This is a genomic window from Paenibacillus montanisoli (genome assembly GCF_003268025.1).
GTDB classification, from domain to species: domain Bacteria; phylum Bacillota; class Bacilli; order Paenibacillales; family Paenibacillaceae; genus Paenibacillus_Z; species Paenibacillus_Z montanisoli.
In genome coordinates this window covers 145,959-165,604 of sequence record NZ_QLUW01000004.1, presented here as the reverse complement: position 1 = coordinate 165,604, position 19,646 = coordinate 145,959, and the positions used below count along the sequence as shown (strand labels likewise).

The 19,646-nt window shown below is 56.0% G+C and carries 19 protein-coding genes; 14 read left to right on the top strand and 5 right to left on the bottom strand.

Going from position 1 to position 19,646, the window contains the following annotated elements; translation table 11 throughout:
- Positions 1-70: 70 nt before the first annotated feature.
- Both DL346_RS20410 and folE read left to right on the top strand, forming a co-directional pair.
- Complete coding sequence (locus DL346_RS20410; protein WP_112884228.1) at positions 71-301, top strand: YneF family protein; 231 nt, start codon at positions 71-73, stop codon at positions 299-301.
- Positions 302-345: 44 nt separating this feature from the next.
- Positions 346-939 (top strand): GTP cyclohydrolase I FolE, encoded by a 594-nt coding sequence (gene folE, locus DL346_RS20405; protein WP_112884227.1) that lies wholly within the window; start codon positions 346-348, stop codon positions 937-939.
- A 64-nt stretch (positions 940-1,003) separates the two neighbouring features.
- Here folE and DL346_RS20400 read toward each other — a convergent pair whose 3' ends face one another.
- Entirely contained in the window at positions 1,004-2,074 is a 1,071-nt protein-coding gene (locus tag DL346_RS20400; RefSeq protein WP_112884226.1) for an alpha/beta hydrolase, read from the bottom strand.
- Positions 2,075-2,330: 256 nt separating this feature from the next.
- Here DL346_RS20400 and DL346_RS20395 point away from each other — a divergent pair, with 256 nt between their 5' ends.
- Positions 2,331-3,077 (top strand): IclR family transcriptional regulator, encoded by a 747-nt coding sequence (locus DL346_RS20395; RefSeq protein ID WP_112884225.1) that lies wholly within the window; start codon positions 2,331-2,333, stop codon positions 3,075-3,077.
- 56 nt (positions 3,078-3,133) lie between these two features.
- On the opposite strand, the gene DL346_RS28810 is transcribed toward DL346_RS20395, so the two are convergent.
- Together DL346_RS28810 and acnA are read right to left on the bottom strand one after the other, a co-directional pair.
- Positions 3,134-3,382 carry a hypothetical protein gene (locus DL346_RS28810; RefSeq protein ID WP_133257546.1) on the bottom strand — a complete coding sequence of 83 codons (249 nt, stop codon included), beginning with the start codon at positions 3,380-3,382 and terminating at the stop codon, positions 3,134-3,136.
- A 459-nt stretch (positions 3,383-3,841) separates the two neighbouring features.
- Positions 3,842-6,559: an aconitate hydratase AcnA gene (gene acnA / locus DL346_RS20390; protein ID WP_112884224.1), complete on the bottom strand. Its 2,718-nt coding sequence runs from the start codon at positions 6,557-6,559 to the stop codon at positions 3,842-3,844.
- A 228-nt stretch (positions 6,560-6,787) separates the two neighbouring features.
- Between acnA and DL346_RS20385 the strand changes: the two genes are divergently transcribed.
- From DL346_RS20385 to DL346_RS20350, 8 genes are all read left to right on the top strand, one after another.
- A complete protein-coding gene (locus tag DL346_RS20385; protein WP_240633329.1) occupies positions 6,788-7,999 on the top strand; it encodes an amidase domain-containing protein in 1,212 nt (403 codons plus the stop codon).
- A gap of 72 nt (positions 8,000-8,071) precedes the next feature.
- On the top strand, positions 8,072-9,256 hold the full coding sequence (locus DL346_RS20380) for a D-alanine--D-alanine ligase (protein WP_112884223.1): 1,185 nt from the start codon (positions 8,072-8,074) through the stop codon (positions 9,254-9,256).
- Between the two features lie 76 nt (positions 9,257-9,332).
- The gene (locus DL346_RS20375) at positions 9,333-9,650 is read left to right on the top strand and encodes a hypothetical protein (protein ID WP_112884222.1); all 318 of its coding nucleotides are present in this window, start codon (positions 9,333-9,335) and stop codon (positions 9,648-9,650) included.
- Complete coding sequence (gene uvsE / locus DL346_RS20370; RefSeq protein ID WP_112884221.1) at positions 9,647-10,651, top strand: UV DNA damage repair endonuclease UvsE; 1,005 nt, start codon at positions 9,647-9,649, stop codon at positions 10,649-10,651. Before DL346_RS20375 ends, uvsE begins: the two co-directional genes overlap by 4 nt.
- Before the next feature lie 141 nt (positions 10,652-10,792).
- A complete protein-coding gene (gene fabI, locus DL346_RS20365) occupies positions 10,793-11,563 on the top strand; it encodes an enoyl-ACP reductase FabI (protein ID WP_112884220.1) in 771 nt (256 codons plus the stop codon).
- Between the two features lie 219 nt (positions 11,564-11,782).
- Entirely contained in the window at positions 11,783-12,625 is an 843-nt protein-coding gene (locus DL346_RS20360; RefSeq protein ID WP_112884219.1) for an inositol monophosphatase family protein, read from the top strand.
- A 101-nt stretch (positions 12,626-12,726) separates the two neighbouring features.
- Positions 12,727-13,137: a GntR family transcriptional regulator gene (locus DL346_RS20355; RefSeq protein WP_165822596.1), complete on the top strand. Its 411-nt coding sequence runs from the start codon at positions 12,727-12,729 to the stop codon at positions 13,135-13,137.
- Positions 13,134-13,832 (top strand): DUF5808 domain-containing protein, encoded by a 699-nt coding sequence (locus DL346_RS20350; protein ID WP_112884217.1) that lies wholly within the window; start codon positions 13,134-13,136, stop codon positions 13,830-13,832. Before DL346_RS20355 ends, DL346_RS20350 begins: the two co-directional genes overlap by 4 nt.
- A gap of 290 nt (positions 13,833-14,122) precedes the next feature.
- Here the strand turns inward: DL346_RS20350 and DL346_RS20345 are convergent, their stop codons facing one another.
- Both DL346_RS20345 and DL346_RS20340 read right to left on the bottom strand, forming a co-directional pair.
- Positions 14,123-15,439, bottom strand: coding sequence for a glutamate-1-semialdehyde 2,1-aminomutase (locus tag DL346_RS20345; protein ID WP_112884216.1), 1,317 nt, complete (start codon positions 15,437-15,439; stop codon positions 14,123-14,125).
- A gap of 127 nt (positions 15,440-15,566) precedes the next feature.
- Positions 15,567-16,679 (bottom strand): LCP family protein, encoded by a 1,113-nt coding sequence (locus DL346_RS20340; RefSeq protein ID WP_112884215.1) that lies wholly within the window; start codon positions 16,677-16,679, stop codon positions 15,567-15,569.
- A 265-nt stretch (positions 16,680-16,944) separates the two neighbouring features.
- Between DL346_RS20340 and DL346_RS20335 the strand changes: the two genes are divergently transcribed.
- Genes DL346_RS20335 through DL346_RS20325 form a run of 3 tightly spaced genes read left to right on the top strand, consistent with a single transcriptional unit; the run spans position 16,945 to position 19,642 of the window.
- Complete coding sequence (locus DL346_RS20335) at positions 16,945-18,051, top strand: ABC transporter ATP-binding protein (RefSeq protein ID WP_112884214.1); 1,107 nt, start codon at positions 16,945-16,947, stop codon at positions 18,049-18,051.
- Entirely contained in the window at positions 18,051-18,845 is a 795-nt protein-coding gene (locus DL346_RS20330; RefSeq protein WP_112884213.1) for an ABC transporter permease, read from the top strand. The genes DL346_RS20335 and DL346_RS20330 overlap by 1 nt, the downstream gene beginning before the upstream one ends.
- A 5-nt stretch (positions 18,846-18,850) precedes the next feature.
- Positions 18,851-19,642: an ABC transporter permease gene (locus DL346_RS20325; RefSeq protein ID WP_112884640.1), complete on the top strand. Its 792-nt coding sequence runs from the start codon at positions 18,851-18,853 to the stop codon at positions 19,640-19,642.
- Positions 19,643-19,646: the final 4 nt, after the last annotated feature.

Here is a 19,646-nt window from a genome sequence, read left to right as displayed (position 1 = left end):
CAGACGGTCCCTCATGCTATGATAAGTTGCAATATAATTACAAATAAGGACAAGGTGAGATTGCATGTCTATGTGGACGGTCATTATTTCGATCATTACGCTCATCGTCGGCGCCGTCGGCGGCTTCTTCGTCGGCGTATACTACTTGCGCAAGCAGCTGGAGAAGATGCAGAATGATCCGGAAATGCTGAAGAAGATGGCGAAGCAAATGGGCTACAATATGAATAACCAACAAATGCAGAAGGCGCAGCAAATGATGAAGAACCAGCAATTTATGAAGGGACCGGGGAAGCGGAGATAGTTCTGCGCCCTACTACGGTTGTCGGGAAAGGAGAGGCTGCTACGATGGCGGGAAAGAAGGATTACGTCAATTCAGCCGTTTCAACGAATCGGGAGAAGATAGAGCACCATATCCGCGAAATTCTCGCGCTTATCGGCGAGAACGTCGAGCGAGAAGGGCTATTGGAAACGCCGGCCCGCGTTACGCGAATGTACGAGGAAATTTTCGCCGGCTACGAGGTTGATCCTCGCGAGGTGCTTGGCGTCACGTTCGACGAGCAGCACGAAGAGCTGGTCATCGTCCGGGACATCGTGTACTACAGCCAGTGCGAGCACCATATGGCGCCATTCTTCGGGAAAGCGCATATCGGGTACATACCGAGCGGCAAGATCGCCGGCCTCAGCAAGCTGGCGCGTTTGGTCGAAGCGGTGACGCGCCGCCTTCAAGTGCAGGAGCGCATCACGTCGCAGATCGCCGATATTATGGATGAGGTGCTGCAGCCGCACGGCGTGATGGTCGTCGTGGAGGGCGAGCATTTGTGCATGTGCGCGCGAGGCGTGAAGAAGCCGGGCAGCAAGACGGTCACGTCGGCTGTACGCGGCGATTTCCGCACCAGCGCGGCTCTTCGTTCGGAGTTTCTATCGCTCCTGAAGCAGTAATAAATAAGCTCCTCTGGCAGGCCGCTTGAACCGGCGGCATCCTGCAGAGGAGCTTTATTTGTTGTTACGCGGCAGCGGCGGAATTACGGGCGGCATCCACTTGGCTGAGGAACAAGGCGGCACGCTGGATATACTCCTTCGGACGCGAGCGGAACAGCATTTCGTGTTGGCCGCCCTCGACGATCCACTCGCGCGAAAGCGAATTAAACTGCCCGGCGGCCACCTGCTTGGCGGTGTCGACCGAGGCGATCGCGTCATCGGTACCATGCATAATGAAGAGCGGCATTTCGTAGGTCGTTTGCAGAACGCGTTCTACCGGAAGCTGATTGAAGTGTACGCCCGTAAAGAAAGGCAGCATCCATTCAATGATCGGAAGCGACGGGTATTTTGGCAGGTCCATATATTGGCTTACATTGTTGAAGAGCGATTCCGAGCTAGGCAGGAATAGGCTGTCGAGCAGCATCGCATCGATCCGGTCCGTTGCATCGGTTTGCAGCGCAGCCTGCAGGGCAGTGCCGGCTCCCATGGAGAAGCCCCATACGACGACCTCGTCGGCGCCTTGCGATCTGGCGTAGCTGACGGCGGCGAGCAGCTGCTGGGATTCTTCCATCCCGCCGGTCGCAGGCGAGCGTACGCCGGATGAAGCGTAGCCGTAATCAAACATGAACACATTGTAATGCAGCCGGTTCAGCAGGGCGGCAAGCTCATACATCGGCACCCACGTTTCCTCGCGGTTGGCCCCGTAGCCATGGCTAAAGACGACGGTCCGGGCGGATTGCGCATCGGAGCCGGCAACTGCGGCCGCAGGGATGTACCAGCCATGAACGGTTGTGTGTCCGCTCTTGCTCGGGAAGGATACATCGCTGTAAGCTAGGCCTTGCGCCGTTTGCGGATTGGAATAGAGCGCCGGCACATAAGGATGCGCGATGACCCATGCGACATAGCCGTGAAAGGCGAGCACGGAGAACAGCATCAATGCGGCCAGCGCCGATAGAACGGCAAGCGCTGCATGCTTGCGGCGCGTACCGGCAAGCGACCGTTCAGGGACTTGCGGCGCGGGAAGGATCGGGGGAAGCAGACTGGGCGTGAGGCCTCCGGCTGCCGGCAGTGCAGATGTCATCGTTGTTGTACTCATGGTGGAAGCCCCCTTATTTGAAAGATTATGGTGAAGCGGACAACCGCTTGTAAGCGCTTTAAAATAGTGCTATGTTCCTATCGTATGGCGTGAGCGGCGGCCTGTCAACGTATGTCGACGTATTGTTAGGGTCCTGTAACATGGCTGTAAAATAAGGCGAATAAACAGGGAATGCTTTACCAGGAAGCCCTCATTACGGTATACTAGCTGTAACCAAGTTTCACTCTATGAAACTTTAGGGAGGGGCCAATCGACAATGGCTGAGGATGGAAAATCAACGGTTCGCGCCGTAGAACGGGCGCTCGATATATTGCTTTGCTTTACGAAGAAGAAAGAGTGGGCGATGACCGAGCTAGCCGACAGCGTCGGTCTGCATAAGAGTACGGTCCATCGGATGCTGGCTACGCTCGAGGAGCGGGGCTTTATCGTCCGCGATGCGGCTTCTGACCGCTACAAGCTGGGGCTGCGCATTTGGGAGCTGTCGGCGAATATGTCAGGCGCCGACGACCCTGCCGTGATCGGGCTGCCGGAGATGGAGCGGCTGCGCGATATGCTGGGCGAGACCGTCAGCCTCTATCTGCGGGACGGCAACGAGCGGATTCGGATCCAGGCCGTGCAGAGCATACAGGCCATTCGCCGGGTGGCTCCGATCGGTGTGAGATTGCCGCTGTACGTAGGCGCATCCAGCAAAGTGCTGATCGCGTTCGAGGAAGCGGCCAAACGCGAGGAGCTGCTGCAGGATGCTTCTTGGCCGCCATCCTTTGACCGGCAGCAATTCCAGGAGCAGATGGCGGAGTGGCAGCGGCTTGGCTATGCGATGAGCGTGGAGGAACGCGAGCAGGGAGCGGCCGCCGTCGCGGCGCCGGTCTTCTCCCGTACGGGTAAGCTGGTGGCGGCGCTGTCCGTGTCCGGACCGGCCAACCGGCTGACGCCGGAAATCATGCGCAGCCAAGCGCCCGCCGTCATCGAAGCGGCGCGCCGGCTTGGCGTCATGCTGAAATGAAAAAGTCGAGCTTGCAGGCAGCAGCCTAGCCAAGCTCGACTTTTTTCATGCAATAATTACCCTTTGCGCAAAACATGCGCCTTGAGGGACAGCCGCACAAGCAAACGAGTGACATATAAATACAATAGTACAGGATAGCGAATCGGAAGAGCGATTCTAGTCGGCTCCATAAGCCGCCGCTCGACCGAACCGTTTCCGTAAAACGATCGTTGTGGAGCACGCTCCACGTGCCGGATGCCGGCAAAAACCTTCAATCGGCCGCCCAGCACCCGAAAAGGCGGTACGCGCGTCAGTTGGCCGGACATCGGGCCGGGCGCTAAGGGGAGTTCCCCGTACTATGAAATAGTCAATTCCGTTGAAGGAATCGGACGTGAGAGGTATGCGGAAGGCTTGAGAACCTCTACGTCAGCCCTTCAGTTTCAATATAGCTTGATGATGGACCTACGCACATGCCGCAAGTTGAATCGATGGAGTGCCTTTGCAAGAACAACAAAGCTGCAATGCGATTGTCCTGCCGTTGTCGGTGCTGGCAGCGGACACGGACGATATGATAGACGGTTTCTGAGTTTCGATGTCACAGTAAAGCCGTATACGCGAGGCAAGATCACGAACATCCGCTGCCCTGCCGAGCGTCAGAAGAAGAATCTCATGAACACGCACCGGAGCTTAAGGAAGCTCAAGCCGAAGCTCGGAGCATGTCTTATGATACATCAACAAAAAACGGGTCCGCTCAAGGAGGAGCGGACCCGTTTTGCATGGATCGATTATTTGTTGTTCGCTGCGATCATTTGACGAAGAACGGTTTGCAGGATACCGCTGTTGCGGTAGTAATCCACGTCAACCATCGAGTCAAGACGTACGATCGCCGAGAATTCAAACGTTGTACCGTCTTCGCGCGTAGCGGCGACTTGAACCGTTTGACCAGGCGTTACATCGTTGCTCAGACCCACGATATCGAATGTTTCGCGGCCTGTAATGTTCAGCGTCTTCCAGCTTTCGCCCGGTTGGAACTGCAGCGGAAGCACGCCCATGCCGACCAGGTTGGAACGGTGGATACGCTCGAAGCTTTCCGCGATAACGGCTTTGACGCCGAGCAGGAACGTGCCTTTCGCCGCCCAGTCGCGGGAGCTGCCCGTACCGTACTCTTTGCCTGCGATAACGACAAGGTTTTTGCCGTCTTCTTGATACTTCATGGATGCGTCGTAGATCGACATTACTTCTCCGTTCGGCAAGTAAGTCGTTACGCCGCCTTCTGTGCCCGGAGCCACTTGGTTACGGATACGGATGTTGGCGAATGTGCCGCGCATCATGACTTCATGGTTACCGCGGCGGGAGCCGTAAGAGTTGAAGTCTACCCGATCCACGCCATGCTCGATCAAGTATTCGCCGGCCGGGCTGTCAGCCTTGATGTTGCCCGCTGGCGAGATGTGGTCCGTCGTTACGGAATCGCCAAGCAGCGCAAGCACGTTAGCGCCTTTGATATCGGCAATGTCGCCCACTTCGGAGCCGAGGCCTTCGAAGAATGGCGGATTTTGAATATAAGTGGACTTGTCATCCCACTCGTAGCTTTCGCCGGTCGGTACGTCGATCGCGTTCCAACGCTCGTTTTGCGTAAATACGTTCTCGTATTTCGCGCGGAACATCTCCGGGCTCATCGCTTGAGCGATCGTATCGGCGATTTCTTTGGATGTCGGCCAGATGTCCTTCAGGTATACCGGCTGGTTGCTGCTGTCGTAGCCGATTGGATCGGAGGACAGGTCGATGTTCACTGTGCCTGCCAGCGCGTAAGCGACAACCAGCGGCGGCGATGCCAGATAGTTGGCTTTAACTTGCGCGTGAACGCGGCCTTCGAAGTTACGGTTACCGGACAGTACAGCCGCAACCGTCATATCGTTATCGGCGATCGCTTTGCTGACTTCATCCGGAAGCGGACCGGAGTTGCCGATACAAGTTGCGCAGCCGTAGCCTGCAACGTGGAAGCCAAGCGCTTCAAGCGATTCCAGCAGGTTAGCTTTCTTCAGGTACTCGGTAACGACCAGGGAACCCGGCGTCAGGGAGCTCTTCACGTAAGCCGGCTTCTTCAGGCCGCGCTCGACCGCTTTCTTCGCAACCAGCGCAGCGCCGAGCATAACGCTTGGGTTGGACGTGTTCGTACAGGACGTGATTGCCGCGATGACAACGGCGCCTGTGCCCATTTTGCTCACTTCGCCGTTCGCGTGATTCACTTCAACGACTTCTTCGATCTTGCTGTCGTCCAGACCGTAGCCGCCTTTGTCGATCGGCGTGCGAATGATGCTGTTGAACGCTTCCTTCATGGAAGTCAGCTCAACGCGGTCTTGCGGACGCTTCGGACCTGCGAGGGATGGAACGATTGTGGACAGATCCAGCTCAACGATATCGGAGAACGTAGGCTCCGGCGTATCGTCGGTGCGGAACATGCCTTGTGCTTTATAGTAAGCTTCTACAAGTGCGATTTGCTCTTCTTCGCGGCCGGTAGCGCGCATGAAGTTCAAGGTTTCGCTGTCAACCGGGAAGAAACCGACGGTTGCGCCGTACTCCGGAGCCATGTTCGCTACCGTTGCACGGTCAGCCAGGCTGATGTTGGACAAACCAGGACCGAAGAACTCTACGAATTTGCCGACTACGCCCTTCTTGCGCAGCAATTGCGTTACCGTCAGCGCAAGGTCAGTTGCAGTCGCGCCTTCAGCCAGGCTGCCTGTCAGGCGGAAGCCGATAACTTCAGGAGTAACGAAGTAAAGCGGCTGTCCGAGCATGCCTGCTTCCGCTTCGATGCCGCCAACGCCCCAGCCGACTACGCCAAGACCGTTGATCATTGTTGTGTGGGAGTCCGTACCTACCAGGGAATCCGGGTACACGACGGTTTCGCCGTCCGTTGTTTTCGTTGCGGCAACGGATGCCAGGTACTCCAGGTTAACTTGGTGAACGATACCTGTGCCCGGCGGAACGGCACGGAAGTTCTCGAATGCCGTTTGCGCCCAGCGAAGGAAACGGTAGCGCTCCATGTTGCGTTTGAACTCGATGTTCGTGTTGTACTCAAGCGCATCAGGCGTACCGAACGTGTCGACCATGACCGAGTGGTCGATAACCAGGTCAACCGGTACGAGCGGGTTGATTTGCTTCGGGTCGCCGCCCGATTTCTTCACGGTGTCGCGCATTGCCGCAAGGTCTACGACAACCGGTACGCCGGTGAAGTCCTGCAGAACGATACGCGCAGGGATGAATGGAATTTCTTTGTCTTCACGGCCGTCAGCCCATGTTGTCAGCTGCTTGACGTGATCTTTCGTAATTGCGCGGCCGTCGAATTGACGAACGGCTGCTTCAAGAAGCACCTTAATGGAGAAAGGGAGCTTCGAGATCTTACCCAGGCCTTGCTCTTCCAGCCCGCCCAGACGGTAGTAAGCGTAAGACTTACCGCCGACTTCAAGCGATTCGCGAACGGAATAATCGTTTTGCTTAGTCATTGCACTTCGCGCCTCCTTGGCATCCATAATCTTGTTGTGGTTTCACTGTGTGAAACACGATTTCAAAAAACATTTGATACCCTAAGTATAGCGGTTTTTCGCTCATTTAGAAAGTGCAAATATCACCTTATGGGGAAGATGTTTCGCCCATTTTACATGAATTCGCCCGCCTGCTCATATAATGAACCAACTTTATCGGGTTATGGCGTACACTGGGAGGGATGAAGCGTGCCGCGAACGCGAATAAGGGTCGGAACCAACAAAGGAGCAAGCCTTGGAAAAGGAACGGTGCAAAGCCGGGCCACGCTGTCGGGAGCGGGAACGAGAAGCGCGGGAAAGCCGAGCCGCAGCAACGGGTCTGCGTCTCAATCGTCGTCAGCAGCTCCGCAGGCGCAGCAGGATCAGCAGAAAGGCTGGAAGGCTGCCGTGCACCGGTATGTGAAGCTGTACAATCAGGCTGAAATTGACCGATACGCGCCGCCTTTCGAAGAGATTATCCGCGACGAGGATCATTTGAACCGGTTTGCACAGCGGCTTGACCGGCTGCGAGAGCAGGAGCTGCTCCGGGGCGCATTGCCGTCGCGCAGCGAAACGAACGCCGAGCTGATCCGCATCAGCGAGTCGGGCTCGAAGTCGGAGGTTGCGGTGCTGATTGAGCTTCGCATCAAACGAACCATCGACCATAACGGCCGCACTTACACGGAAGAGCGCTGCGACCGGGAACGGCTCTGGCTTAGCGCAGAGGGGGACGGCTATATTATCTCCCGCGTCGAGCCGATCGTCTTGGAGCGCCGTCCGCGCTACAGCTTGTCCGATGCCGCTATGGCCGCAGAGCTAATGCAGGAACATGAGGCTTCCGAAGGGAGCAAGCAGCAGTCCATACCTTATATAAATTATGATGTTTTGCCGTTTTTAAAACATAGCCGCGCCGGCGTCCGTTATCGGCGGGATTTGGCCGCCGCTTACGCCGACCGCTGGTGGAACGAACCTAACCCGGCTTACGAAAATTTCGAGGTGAATTGCACGAACTACGTCTCCCAATGTATCTTTGCAGGCAGCGCACCGATGAACTATACTGGTAAAAGGGATTCGGGCTGGTGGTATCGCGGCTTCAGCGGCAAACGAGAAAATTGGAGCTACAGCTGGGCTGTATCCAATGCGCTGAAGAATTATTTGTCGGCTCCTCGCGGCTCTTCTCTGAGAGCGACGGTAGTCGAATCCGCCGATCAGCTTGCCCTTGGCGATGTGATCACTTATGACTGGAGCGGCGATAACCGCTTCCAGCACAGCACGATTGTTACTGCATTCGACGCTGCCGGCATGCCGCTTGTGAATGCCAATACGGTTGCAAGCCGTCACCGCTACTGGGATTATCAGGATTCCTACGCATGGACGGAGCAAACGAAATACCGTTTTTTTCATCTTGCGGATGAGTTTTAAGTGCGCTTCGAACCAAGGCTAGTATGGCGACCCATAAGCGTGGGAATTTTAACATAACCGGAGGATTGAATTATGGGGGAGAAAGTGCGCGTAGGACTTGTTTACGGGGGACGCTCGGGCGAGCACGAAGTCTCATTGCAAACCGCTCTAGCGGTCATGAAAGCTTTTGACTACACCCAATACGAAATTAAACCTTTCTATATTTCAAAAGAAGGCGAGTGGCGCGCAGGCGATACGCTGCTTGCGCCGCCAAGCGGCCTAGAGCAGCTGCGGCTGGCCGGCGATGACGCGATTATCGGCACCGACGCGTTGATGCCTGTTTTCGGCGCGCAAGCGGAGGACCCGGCAGCGGCTTCGATTTCTTCGCTGCCGGCCGAGGTGACCATTTCTGCCTTATCTTCCGCTCAGCCCGTTGAAGGCGTGGACGATGCTCAGATTGACGTCGTATTCCCGCTGCTGCACGGTACGTTCGGTGAGGACGGCACCATCCAAGGGCTGCTCGAGATGGCGAATATCCCTTATGTCGGAGCGGGCGTTCTGGCTTCGGCGGTCGGGATGGATAAAATCACGATGAAGAAGGTATTTGCGCAGGAAGGGCTGCCGCAATGCCTGTTCCGTTATTTCAACCGCACGCAGTGGCTGAAGGATTCTGACTATTACATTATGGAAATCGAAGTCGCGCTCGGCTACCCATGCTTCATTAAGCCGGCGAATCTCGGCTCGAGCGTAGGGATCTCCAAAGCCCGCAATCGAGATGAGCTTATCGCGGCCGTCGATTACGCGCTTCACTTCGACCGCAAGGTCATCGTCGAAGAGTTCATCGATGCGCGCGAAATCGAAGTTAGCGTTCTTGGCAACGACGAGCCTCGCGCTTCGGTGGTTGGAGAAATTACGTCTTCGAGCGAGTTCTATGACTATAAAGCGAAGTACATCGACGGGAAGTCGATGATGCACATCCCGGCGAACATTTCGGCCGAAGTGTCGGAATCAGTCCGCGAAATGGCGTTGCGCGCGTTCCAGGCGATCGACGGATCAGGCCTCTCGCGCGTCGACTTCTTCCTGCGCAAGGAGGATGGTCAGCTGTTCATCAACGAAGTGAACACGATGCCGGGCTTCACGCCGTACAGCATGTATCCGCTGATGTGGAAGGAAAGCGGCGTGTCGTACGCCGAACTGCTCGACACGCTGATCGCGCTCGCGATCGAGCGCCATGCCGATAAGCAGCTGATCGATTACAGCGGTGGAAACCCGGCGTAGCGCCGGTTTCCCCGTTTTTTTTCGCACGCGGCTTGTCCGGTTAGCAGAAGGATACTAATTTCAGGGAGGTTTGTTCATGGGATTCCAAACCGAGTTTAACTCCGTATGCAAGTTCAAGTCGAAGCAGGAGCTGTACGAGCTGCTGGAATACGGCCGCGGCAAAATGGTCAAGAGCGGCTTCCGCGTCTTCCCGACCGGCCAGAAGGTCATCGCGTACACGCCGGATAACGAAGCGATCGCCATCGTGAAAATTCTCGTATCGATCGCGGAAATTAATTTTCAAGGCGAAGAAGTGACGGAAGTGGAGATGGAGCTTGTCCGGAAGCTGACGGAGGAAGAGGCGCGCGTGCAGACGGCGCTTGCGTACGAAATGTTCTTCGGAGAGCAGGCATGATTGTCCGCTTCGGCTTCGTGGCCATGAGCGTCATGCTGGAGAACGCTTCTCCGTCGCGGACGATGACGTATGCGACATTTTCCAAGCTGGACGACCGCGAGGCGGCGCTCCGCAGGCTGGAGCGGATCGCGGAGGATAACCTGCGCACGACGCTCCGCCTGATGAAGCACTGCGTCCATCACGATGTCTTCGTCTACCGCATGACATCGAAGGTCATCCCGCTTGCGACGCACGATGCGCTGAAAGGCTGGAATCCGTATCCGCCGCTCGAGGAAGCCATGGCCGAGATCGGCCGGTATGCGAAGGAGAAGGGGATGCGGCTCTCCTTCCATCCCGATCATTTCTGCGTGTTCAGCACGCCTCGCCCGGAGGTGCTGGCCAAGTCCAAGGAGGACTTGACCTATCACGTAACGATGCTGGAGCATATGGGGCTGGACGAATCGGCTGCCAAGTGCAATATCCATGTCGGCGGCGCATACGGGGATAAAGCCGGCTCGGCGGAGCGGTTTGTGCGCCAGTTCAGGGAGCTGGAGCCGCGGCTGCGCAATCGGATTACATTGGAAAATGACGATAAAACGTTTACGGTCCGCGAAACGCTCGGCGCAGCCGAAGCGGTCCACGTACCCATGGTGCTCGATATTCACCATCATGCCGTCAATGACGGCGGCGAGACGGACGGCACGCTCTACGGCGATCTGTGGCCGCGCATTCTGCGCACCTGGACAGGCCCGGACGGGCAGCCGCTTGCGCTGCCTCCGAAGCTGCATGTGTCGAGTCCGAAGAGCGAGAGAGATCCTCGCGGCCATGCCGATCTGGTCGAGGTCGGGCCGCTGCTGCGGTTTCTGCGCGAGATCGCCGGTTCGACCGACCGGCTCGACGTCATGATCGAGGCGAAGCAGAAAGATGCGGCGCTGCTGCAGCTGATGGCGGACATGCGCCGGCTAGAGGCGGAAGGTGCGGGAATCCGTGTCATCGACGGCGGCAGCATAGAGATAACCTGAGGGACAGGAAAAGCTTGATCTTTTCCTTCCCTTGGGTTATTTTTGGTTAAGGAAGCGCTATCATTTCAGATATGGTCTCAATACGGACACCCTAGTCAACCATCATGGATCACACCAAAACTTGGAGAGGATCGTGAAACGATGAACGGATTATTAGCGGGTAAAAATGTGCTTGTCATGGGTGTAGCGAATGATCGGAGCATTGCTTGGGCGATTGCCCAGTCGCTGGCGGCTCAAGGGGCTCGTCTAGCTTTTACATATGAGAACGAGCGCGTGGAGGAACGGGTGCGCAAGCTGGCGGAGACGATTCCGGGCTCGCAGTTCTTGAAGTGCAACGTTACGGACGATGCGGATATCGATTCGCTTGCCGGCCAATTGAAAGAATCGTTCGGCGTGCTGCACGGCCTGGTACACAGCATCGCGTTCGCGAAATCGGAAGAGCTTGACGGCATGTTCGTCGATACGTCCCGTGCGGGCTACGCGCTTGCGCAAGACATTAGCGCTTACTCGCTGACGGCTGTAGCGCAGCGCATCTATCCGCTGATGACGGAAGGCGGAAGCATCATGACGATGACTTACCTCGGCGCCGAGCGCGCGCTTCGCAACTACAATGTCATGGGCGTGGCCAAGGCGGCGCTGGAAGCGTCGGTTCGTTATCTGGCAGCGGATCTTGGACAGTATAACATTCGCGTTAACGCCATCTCGGCCGGTCCGATCCGGACGCTGGCTGCCAAGGGGATCAAGGATTTCAACTCCATTTTGCGCCAAGTGGAAGAGAAGTCGCCGCTTCGCAAAACGACCGATGCGGCAGAAGTGGGCGATACGGCGATGTTCTTGATGAGCCATCTGTCCCGCGGAATTACGGGCGAGATTATTTACGTTGATAACGGATATAACATCGTTGGGGCATAGATAGAACGATTGAAAAGAGTGCGGATCATGAAGGCGGTCTCTCCTGTAGGAGATCGCCTTTTTGCTTCAGCAAAAAGTGGTAAACCTATAGCGATATAGAGTAAAATAGGATAAGTCTAATTTGTTACGATTTCGCAGGTAGCGAAACTTTGTCCGCAAGATATCGTAAAGTACGAAGAGGTTTTAAATGAACTCATACGAAAGTGGCGTGGTTGATCCATGAGTGAGCAGGTTATCGGAGGCAAGAGCTTTACCGCGGTCGCGATCAATTGCGCGGCCAAGGCTGGAGAATGGATAAAGACGAAGCTTGGCAACCATACAAGCCTGTCGTTAAAATATTCCGCGCAGGACCTTGTCACGGAAGTGGACAAAGGCGCGGAGGCGATGATTCGCAACCTGGTGATGACGCATTTTCCTCACCATTCGTTTCTGGGGGAAGAAGGCGTGCAGCCGGGGCCGGAGGCGTCGGACCGGGCGCTGCAAAGCGTGAGGGACGCGGAATATTTGTGGATCGTCGACCCGCTCGACGGTACGACGAATTTCGTGCACAGCTTCCCGTTCTTCTCGGTATCGATCGCGCTCGCCCATAGAGGCGAGGTCATCGTCGGGGTGGTATATGACCCGATCCGGGATGAACTGTTCGTCGCGGAGAAAGGCAAGGGCGCGTACGTGCGCGGGCGCCGCATGAACGTATCGCAAGAGGAAGCGCTGCGCGATAGTTTGATCGCAACCGGCTTCCCGGCCGATCAGACTTTTGCGCTGCCGCTCAATATGAAAGGGCTGCAAGCTCTCGTGCCGCAGGTGCGGAACGTCCGCTCCGGCGGATCCGCGGCGCTGCATTTGGCTTATGTCGCGGCCGGCCGGCTTAGCGGGTTCTGGGAGATCGGGCTGAACGCGTGGGATATAGCGGCGGGCTCGCTGCTCATTGAAGAATCCGGCGGCCGCGTAACGGATGTTAAAGGAAGCCCGTACGATCTGGGCGTGCGCCATGTCGCAGCCTCGAACGGCCGCATTCATGACGAGTTCTTGAACGCGCTCCAGCAAGCGGAATCAAACAGCTGAAGAAGAAACGCCTCTGCAACCGTCTAACGAAGATGGGAGAAGAGGCGTTCTTTTGCATATGATAGCGTAGACTATGCTTTCATATGGGGGAGGCGGGCAGCATGTTTATAGAGCTGGATGTATACGGAGATATACCGCTACACGAACAGATTGCGCACCAGATCATAGCGGGCGTCGCTTCTGGCTCGCTGAAGCCGGGCAAGACGCTGCCTTCGGCAAAAAAGCTGGCTTCCGCTTTGCGCGTCAAATCGACGATTGTTCATAAAGCTTACAATATGCTAATGGATGAAGGTTTTTTGCAGGAGCGCTATGACGGCAGGCTAGGCGTGCTCGTACCGGCGCCAAGCGAGATGCCGCGCGTGACGGAAGGGTATTTGGACCGGCTAACGAAGCAGCTGCGCATACTGGCGGTCGAGGGAAGAGCGAGAGGGATGTCGGAAGCGGAATTCAGCAAAGCGTGCATCAGCATTTACCGGAGCGATTTAACGAGGATGGGAGATTCGCTGGAATGACGATGGCAAGGCAGAAAGAATCGATTTCGGCCCGCTGGTATATCCTTCAGGCTGCGCTCATAGCGGTGTCGTCGATTGCCGCTTCGCTAATGTGGGAGCGAATACCGGCGGAGCTTGCCGTGCATTACGATATTGCTTTTCGCCCCGACCGCTATGCGGAGAAGAGCTGGGGAACGGTGTTTCTGTTCAACCTCATTCAGCTGTTTCTGCTGGCGGTGCTCATGGGGGCGAGCTTCGTCGTAAAACAGGCCGAGCAAGGCGCGGGAGCGGAGATGACGGACGAGAAAAAGCGGCAGTTCCGCTATTTCCGCTATGTAAACAGCGTCTTTCTCTATGGACTGTCTCTTGCTCTGATCGTCTATTTCAGCATGGTACAAGCAACGACGCTGTATGGCTGGCCGCGGGAGCTGATTATGGCGGTAACGATAACGCTGTTCATCTTCATCATTGCGGCGACCGCGGCACTGGTTCTGATTGTGAAGCGCCTCGGCCTTTCGCAAGAGGGGGACAACGGCGAAGGACGCTGGCTAGCCGGCGGCATCTACTATAACCCGCAAGACCCGGCGGTATTTGTGCCGAAGAAGTATGGCATCGGGTGGACGATTAATTTTGGCAGGCCGGCAGGCTGGCTGGCGTTTGCGGCGTTGATCGCCATTCCGGTGATTATCGTAGTTGTGGTTGCTGTCATGACATAGTAGATAATGTATGGGAAATCGAAGAAGAGCCGGATGATGGGCATCCGGCTCTGCCTTTTTTGTTTAAATAAAAAATAGCGTGGAACAGGAGCGGAGCGGGCGATCATGGTGGAGAAACGTTAGTGGTCGATTGCCTCGGATGAATGATTTGCATGGCGCTAGCCGCGCAAATCATTCATCCTTTGTACTCAGATTTCACCCTCTAGGTTGAAATTCACGGAAATCTGAGTACAACAGCGACCGGAACCGTGATCAGCCCGTGCAGCGGATGTTTCCTAAGCTATTCATTCTCACCGCACCATAGCGGCAAAAGCGTTCTCGGCCGCAGCTATCGTAGCGTCAATGTCTTCATCGGTATGCGCGGTGGTCAGGAACCACGCTTCGTACTTGGACGGCGCAAGGCAGATGCCTTGATCCAGCATGAGGCGGAAAAATTGGCCGAACCGCTCACCGTCCGTATCCTGCGCTTCGTCGTAATTCGTGACGGGATGATCGCAGAAATGGGCGGAGAAGGAGCCGCGGATCCGGTTGATGGTCAGCGGAATGCCGTTCTTGTCCGCCGACGCTTGCAGCGCGTCTGCCAGCCTTGCGGCCTGCGCATCCATGCGCTCGTAAACGCCCGGCTCACGGAGCACCTCCAGGCAGGCGATGCCTGCCGAGATGGACGCCGGGTTGCCTGCCATCGTGCCGGCCTGATAAGCAGGACCGAGCGGCGCTACCTGGTCCATTACCTGCTTGCGTCCGCCGTAAGCGCCGATCGGCAGACCGCCGCCGATGATTTTGCCGAGCGCCGTCAGATCCGGCTCGATCGCGGCATGATCCGAGAAGGCGCTGTAGGTTTGCGCGCTGCCGTAATGGAAGCGGAAGGCGCTGATGACTTCATCGTAAATGACGAGAGCCCCGGCTTCGCGGGCCATCTTGCACAGCCCTTCCAGGAAGCCCGGCTTCGGCATCACCATGCCGAAATTGCCGACGATCGGTTCGACCATGACAGCGGCAACGTCGTTCCCGAAGGTTTCGAGCGCTACCCGCAAGCCGTCCAGGTCATTGAACGGGACGGTTATGACTTCGCTGGCGATGCTGCCCGGCACGCCGGCGCTGTCGGGAATGCCGAGCGTGGAAGGGCCGGAGCCGGCCGCAACGAGCACCAAATCGGAATGGCCGTGGTAGCAGCCGGCGAATTTGATGATTTTGCTGCGTTTCGTATAGGCGCGGGCAACGCGGATCGTCGTCATGACGGCTTCGGTGCCGGAGTTGACGAACCGGACCTTGTCCATGGACGGGATCGCTTCCTTCAACATGCGGGCCAGCAGAATCTCAAACTCCGTCGGCGTGCCGTACAGCGTGCCGTTTGCGGCGGCGCAGGTGATCGCTTCCGTAATATGCGGATGCGCGTGACCCGTAATGATCGGGCCGTAGGCGCATAAATAATCGATGTAGCGATGGTCGTCGACATCCCAGAAATGCGCGCCTTGCGCGCGTTTCATAAAGACCGGCGCCCCGCCGCCAACCGCTTTAAACGAACGGGAAGGGCTGTTGACGCCGCCGACGATATGTTCAAGCGCTTCGGCATACAGCTGCTCCGAGCGCGGACGTTGAATGGACATGGTGGAACCTCCTCAAAATTAGGCGATGCTTAAACACGAATACCTTATTGTACCCCCGAATCCGATGCCAGCACAACAAAGAGAGGGTGAACGAACCGGTTTGGTTCATCCACCCTCTTGCCAGTCTTTATTTGCTGCCGTTAGCGGTATTCCCGCTCGCATTCGTACCGGAGTTGTTGTTATCGCCAGTACCTGCAGTATTCGAATTCGTGCCGGTGCCGCCGGTCGAATCGGTGCCGCCCGCGACTGCAGGGACGGTCGTGTCCTTCAAAAGCTCATCCTGAATAAATTGCAGAAGATCGGATTCGTCGCTTACCGCCAGTACGGACGCGCCGCCCTCTTTCTTATCGCCGATCAGTTCCATAGGAGGCACTTGAGCTTGGCCGGCAATGTGAGTCTGAACGCCAAGCTGCGCGAGCTTGAGCATATCGGAAACTTCAATGTTGGATTCTACATAAGGCTGGATGCTGTCCACGATTTTTTTCATTTTCAGAAGGTTCCATCCGCTCTTCATCTTCTCCGCTACGGCGTCCAGCAGCTTGCGCTGGCGTTCGGTGCGGGTGAAGTCGCTCATCGCATCGTGGCGGAAGCGGACGTATTGCAGCGCCTTAGTTCCGTCCAAATCTTGAATGCCCTTCTTCAAGTGAATGTCATAGCGGTTGCCGTCAGCATTATCGACATAGTTCATGTTTTTCTCGACTTCGAAATTCTGGATGCCGCCGATCGCGTCGATAAGCGATTTGAATCCTTCAAAGTCCGTATACACATAATACTGGATATCGAGGCCAAGCAGGCCGCCGATCGTCTTCATCGCCAAGTTCGGGCCGCCGAGCGCCAAAGCCGTATTGATTCGGCCTTCGCCGTGCCCTTCAATCTCCACGTACGTATCTCGCAGCACGGAGAACACGTGCGCCTTCTTCGTCAACGGATCGACCGACAGTACCATCATGGAGTCGGAACGTGCGGTTTCGCTCTTCTTGAGGCCGCGGTTGTCGCCGCCCATGACGAGGATGTTGACGCGTTCGGTGCCTTCCCACTCCGGCGGCTTCTCGGCTTCGACCTGTTCGAATTGTCCGAAACGGGATTCTTCCTGCGGTTTGCTGAAGTCTTCAAGACCATTATAGACGCCGACGCCTTGGTAAACGAAAAATCCGATCACTGCGGCTGCCGCGACGGCTACACCTAAGAGTGCCCATTTCCACGGCTTTTTCTTTTTATTATGTTGTTGTGAACGTGCCATTGCGTTCTGTTCCTCCTTGTAATAGGTCCGGCTGCGGATGAGGAAACTCAATCCGGCTCGGAAATAAGGGTATGAGGCCTACTAAGCTTACGATCGAGTAGGGATGAGTGACCATGGATGATAAATTCACTATAGCATTACATATCATAAAATTATAAAATGGTTTGTCGTAGAGAAGCAAGTTTTATCTGATAGAAACGAATAAGGAAGTTATTCCCCAGGAAATGTCGAATGAAAGCACGAGGAGAGGAGCTTGGCACATTCCATGTTGGCGATAGATGTAAGAGATTTGCGGAAACAGTTTCAGGTGCAGAAAAACCGAGAAGGACTAGGCGGCGCGATCAAGGATCTGTTCAAACGGGAATACAACCAAATTACGGCCGTGAAAGATATCACCTTTCAAATCCCGAAGGGCGAAATTTGCGGCTATATAGGCGAGAACGGCGCGGGAAAATCGACGACGATCAAAATGCTGACGGGCATTCTGGTGCCGACTTCAGGTCAGATCAAAGTAAACGGCTTCGTTCCTTACAAAGAGCGGGAAAAGTTCGTGCGCGGAATCGGCGTCGTATTCGGCCAGCGCAGTCAGCTGTGGTGGGACATCGGCGTCATTGAGTCGTTTCAGCTGCTTCGCAAAGTGTACCGGGTACCGGAAGCGGAGTTTCGTGCCCGGCTTGATGAATTGGTGGAACGCCTGCATCTCGGTGACTTGCTTAACCGTCCCGTAAGAAAGCTAAGTCTCGGACAGCGGATGCGCTGCGAGCTTGTTGCGTCACTGCTGCACAATCCGTCGATTTTGTTCCTCGATGAGCCGACCATCGGTCTGGATATCGTCGTGAAGACGGAAATCCGGGAGTTTTTGAAAAAGATCAACCGCGAGCATGGGACGACCATCCTGCTCACAACGCATGACCTGCAAGACATCGAAGCGCTATGCTCCCGCGTGATCATGCTGGATGACGGGCGGATTATTTATGACGGCGGCTTGGATGAGCTGAAGTCCAGATGGAGCAAGGGCCGCGAGCTGCAGTTCCAATTCGGCGAGCTGCCGCCGCTGAATGTGCTGATACAGTTGACCGAGGGCCTTCACGGCGTGAACTGGACCATCGATAACGAGCTGACCGCTACGATGTGGCTGCCGAACGAGGTGAACGTATCGGATGCGCTTGCCCGCGTCGTTGGCAGCAGAGCGGACATCCGCGATATCAAGATCATGGAGACGAACACCGATGATATCGTCCGTGAAATTTACCAGTCCGGCTCGGCTTCGAGCGAAGCGGCCGAGAAGCTGAGCGCGCAGTCGGCAGAGTCCGTCGACGCCGCCAGCGAAGTGCCGGTAGCCGCAGCCTCCGAAGAGGTGAAGAAGCCGTAATGACAAGCGCTTATCTCGATCTTATCCGTATCCGGTTTCTCATGATGCTCGCTTACCGCGTGAACTATTACAGCGGCATTGTTATATATACGATCAATATCGGAGCTTATTATTTTCTGTGGGAAGCGATTTACGGCGAGCAGAAGCTGTTGGCCGGATTCACGCTGGCCCAAATGACGACCTATGTGGCGGTCTCCTGGATGGCGAGGGCCTTTTACTTCAATAACCTGGATCGCGAAATCGCAAACGAAATCCGGGACGGCAGCGTCGCCATTCAATTCATACGGCCCTATAATTATTTGTTCGTGAAGTTGATGCAGGGGTTCGGCGAAGGGCTGTTCCGCCTGCTGCTGTTCATGGGGCCGGGCCTCGCTATCGTCTGTCTGATCTTCCCGGTGAAGCTGCCGACCGATCCGGGCGTGTGGGGCATCTATGTCGTCATGCTGCTGTTCAGCTTCTTGATCAACACCCAGATCAACATGCTCGTCGGCTTGTTCGCCTTCTTCGTGGAAAACAACGAAGGTATGCTGCGCATGAAGCGCGTCGTCGTCGACCTGTTCTCCGGCGTTATCGTGCCGATTTCGTTCTTCCCGGGCTGGCTTGCCGTGACGATGAAATGGCTGCCTTTTCAGGCGATTACGTATCTGCCAAGCTCCGTGTTCACGGGCCGTACGTCCGGCGATGAGGTGTGGCAAGTATTCGGCATTCAACTGATCTGGTTCTTCGTCTTGATCATCCCGATCGCATGGGTATGGCGTCAGGCAAGGACCAGGCTGTTCGTGCAAGGAGGGTGATGGCGGTGTTTTACTGGTCGCTTGCAATGGAATATATCAAGAACTATGCGAAAACAAAGCTGACCTACCGGGCGGATTTCTGGGTGGAGCTCTTATCCGATCTTCTGTTTCAAGGGATCAATCTCATCTTCATTCTGATCGTGTTCCAGCATACGCCTTCGCTCGGCGGCTGGTCGGAGGCGGAGGTTATCTTCGTCTATGGTTATTTCATGGTCCCGGCCGGGCTTTTCGGGGCGTTCTTCAATATTTGGAATTTTAGCGAGCGCTATATCGTGAAAGGCGAAATGGATCGCGTGCTGACGCGGCCGGCCTACAACCTGTACCAGGTGCTGCTCGAAAATCTCGACCCGCCGTCCCTGTTCGGCTCGCTTGTCGGACTCATCATCATGGTGATTAGCTGGGGGGACCTCGGGCTCGCGTTCAATCTGATGGATGTCTTGATGATGGCTGTGTTCACGGTCGGCTCGGTGCTGATCTATGCGGGATTGTTTACTTCGCTGACGGCAATCTCGTTCTACTCGGATGCGCCAACGGGCATTTTGCCGCTGATGTACAATATTTCGAACTATGGGCGTTACCCGGTCAACATCTATAATAAAATCATCCGTTTCCTGCTGACGTGGCTGCTTCCTTTCGCGTTCGTGGGCGTGATTCCGGCTTCCTATTTCCTGGATAAGGATCATGAGGGCTTGTCGTCGCTTGCGCTGCTGACGCCGGTGGTCGGTGCCGTCGTGCTCGCGATCGGCCTTACGATCTGGAATCATGGCGTGAAGCGGTACCGGGGCGCCGGATCTTAATCGA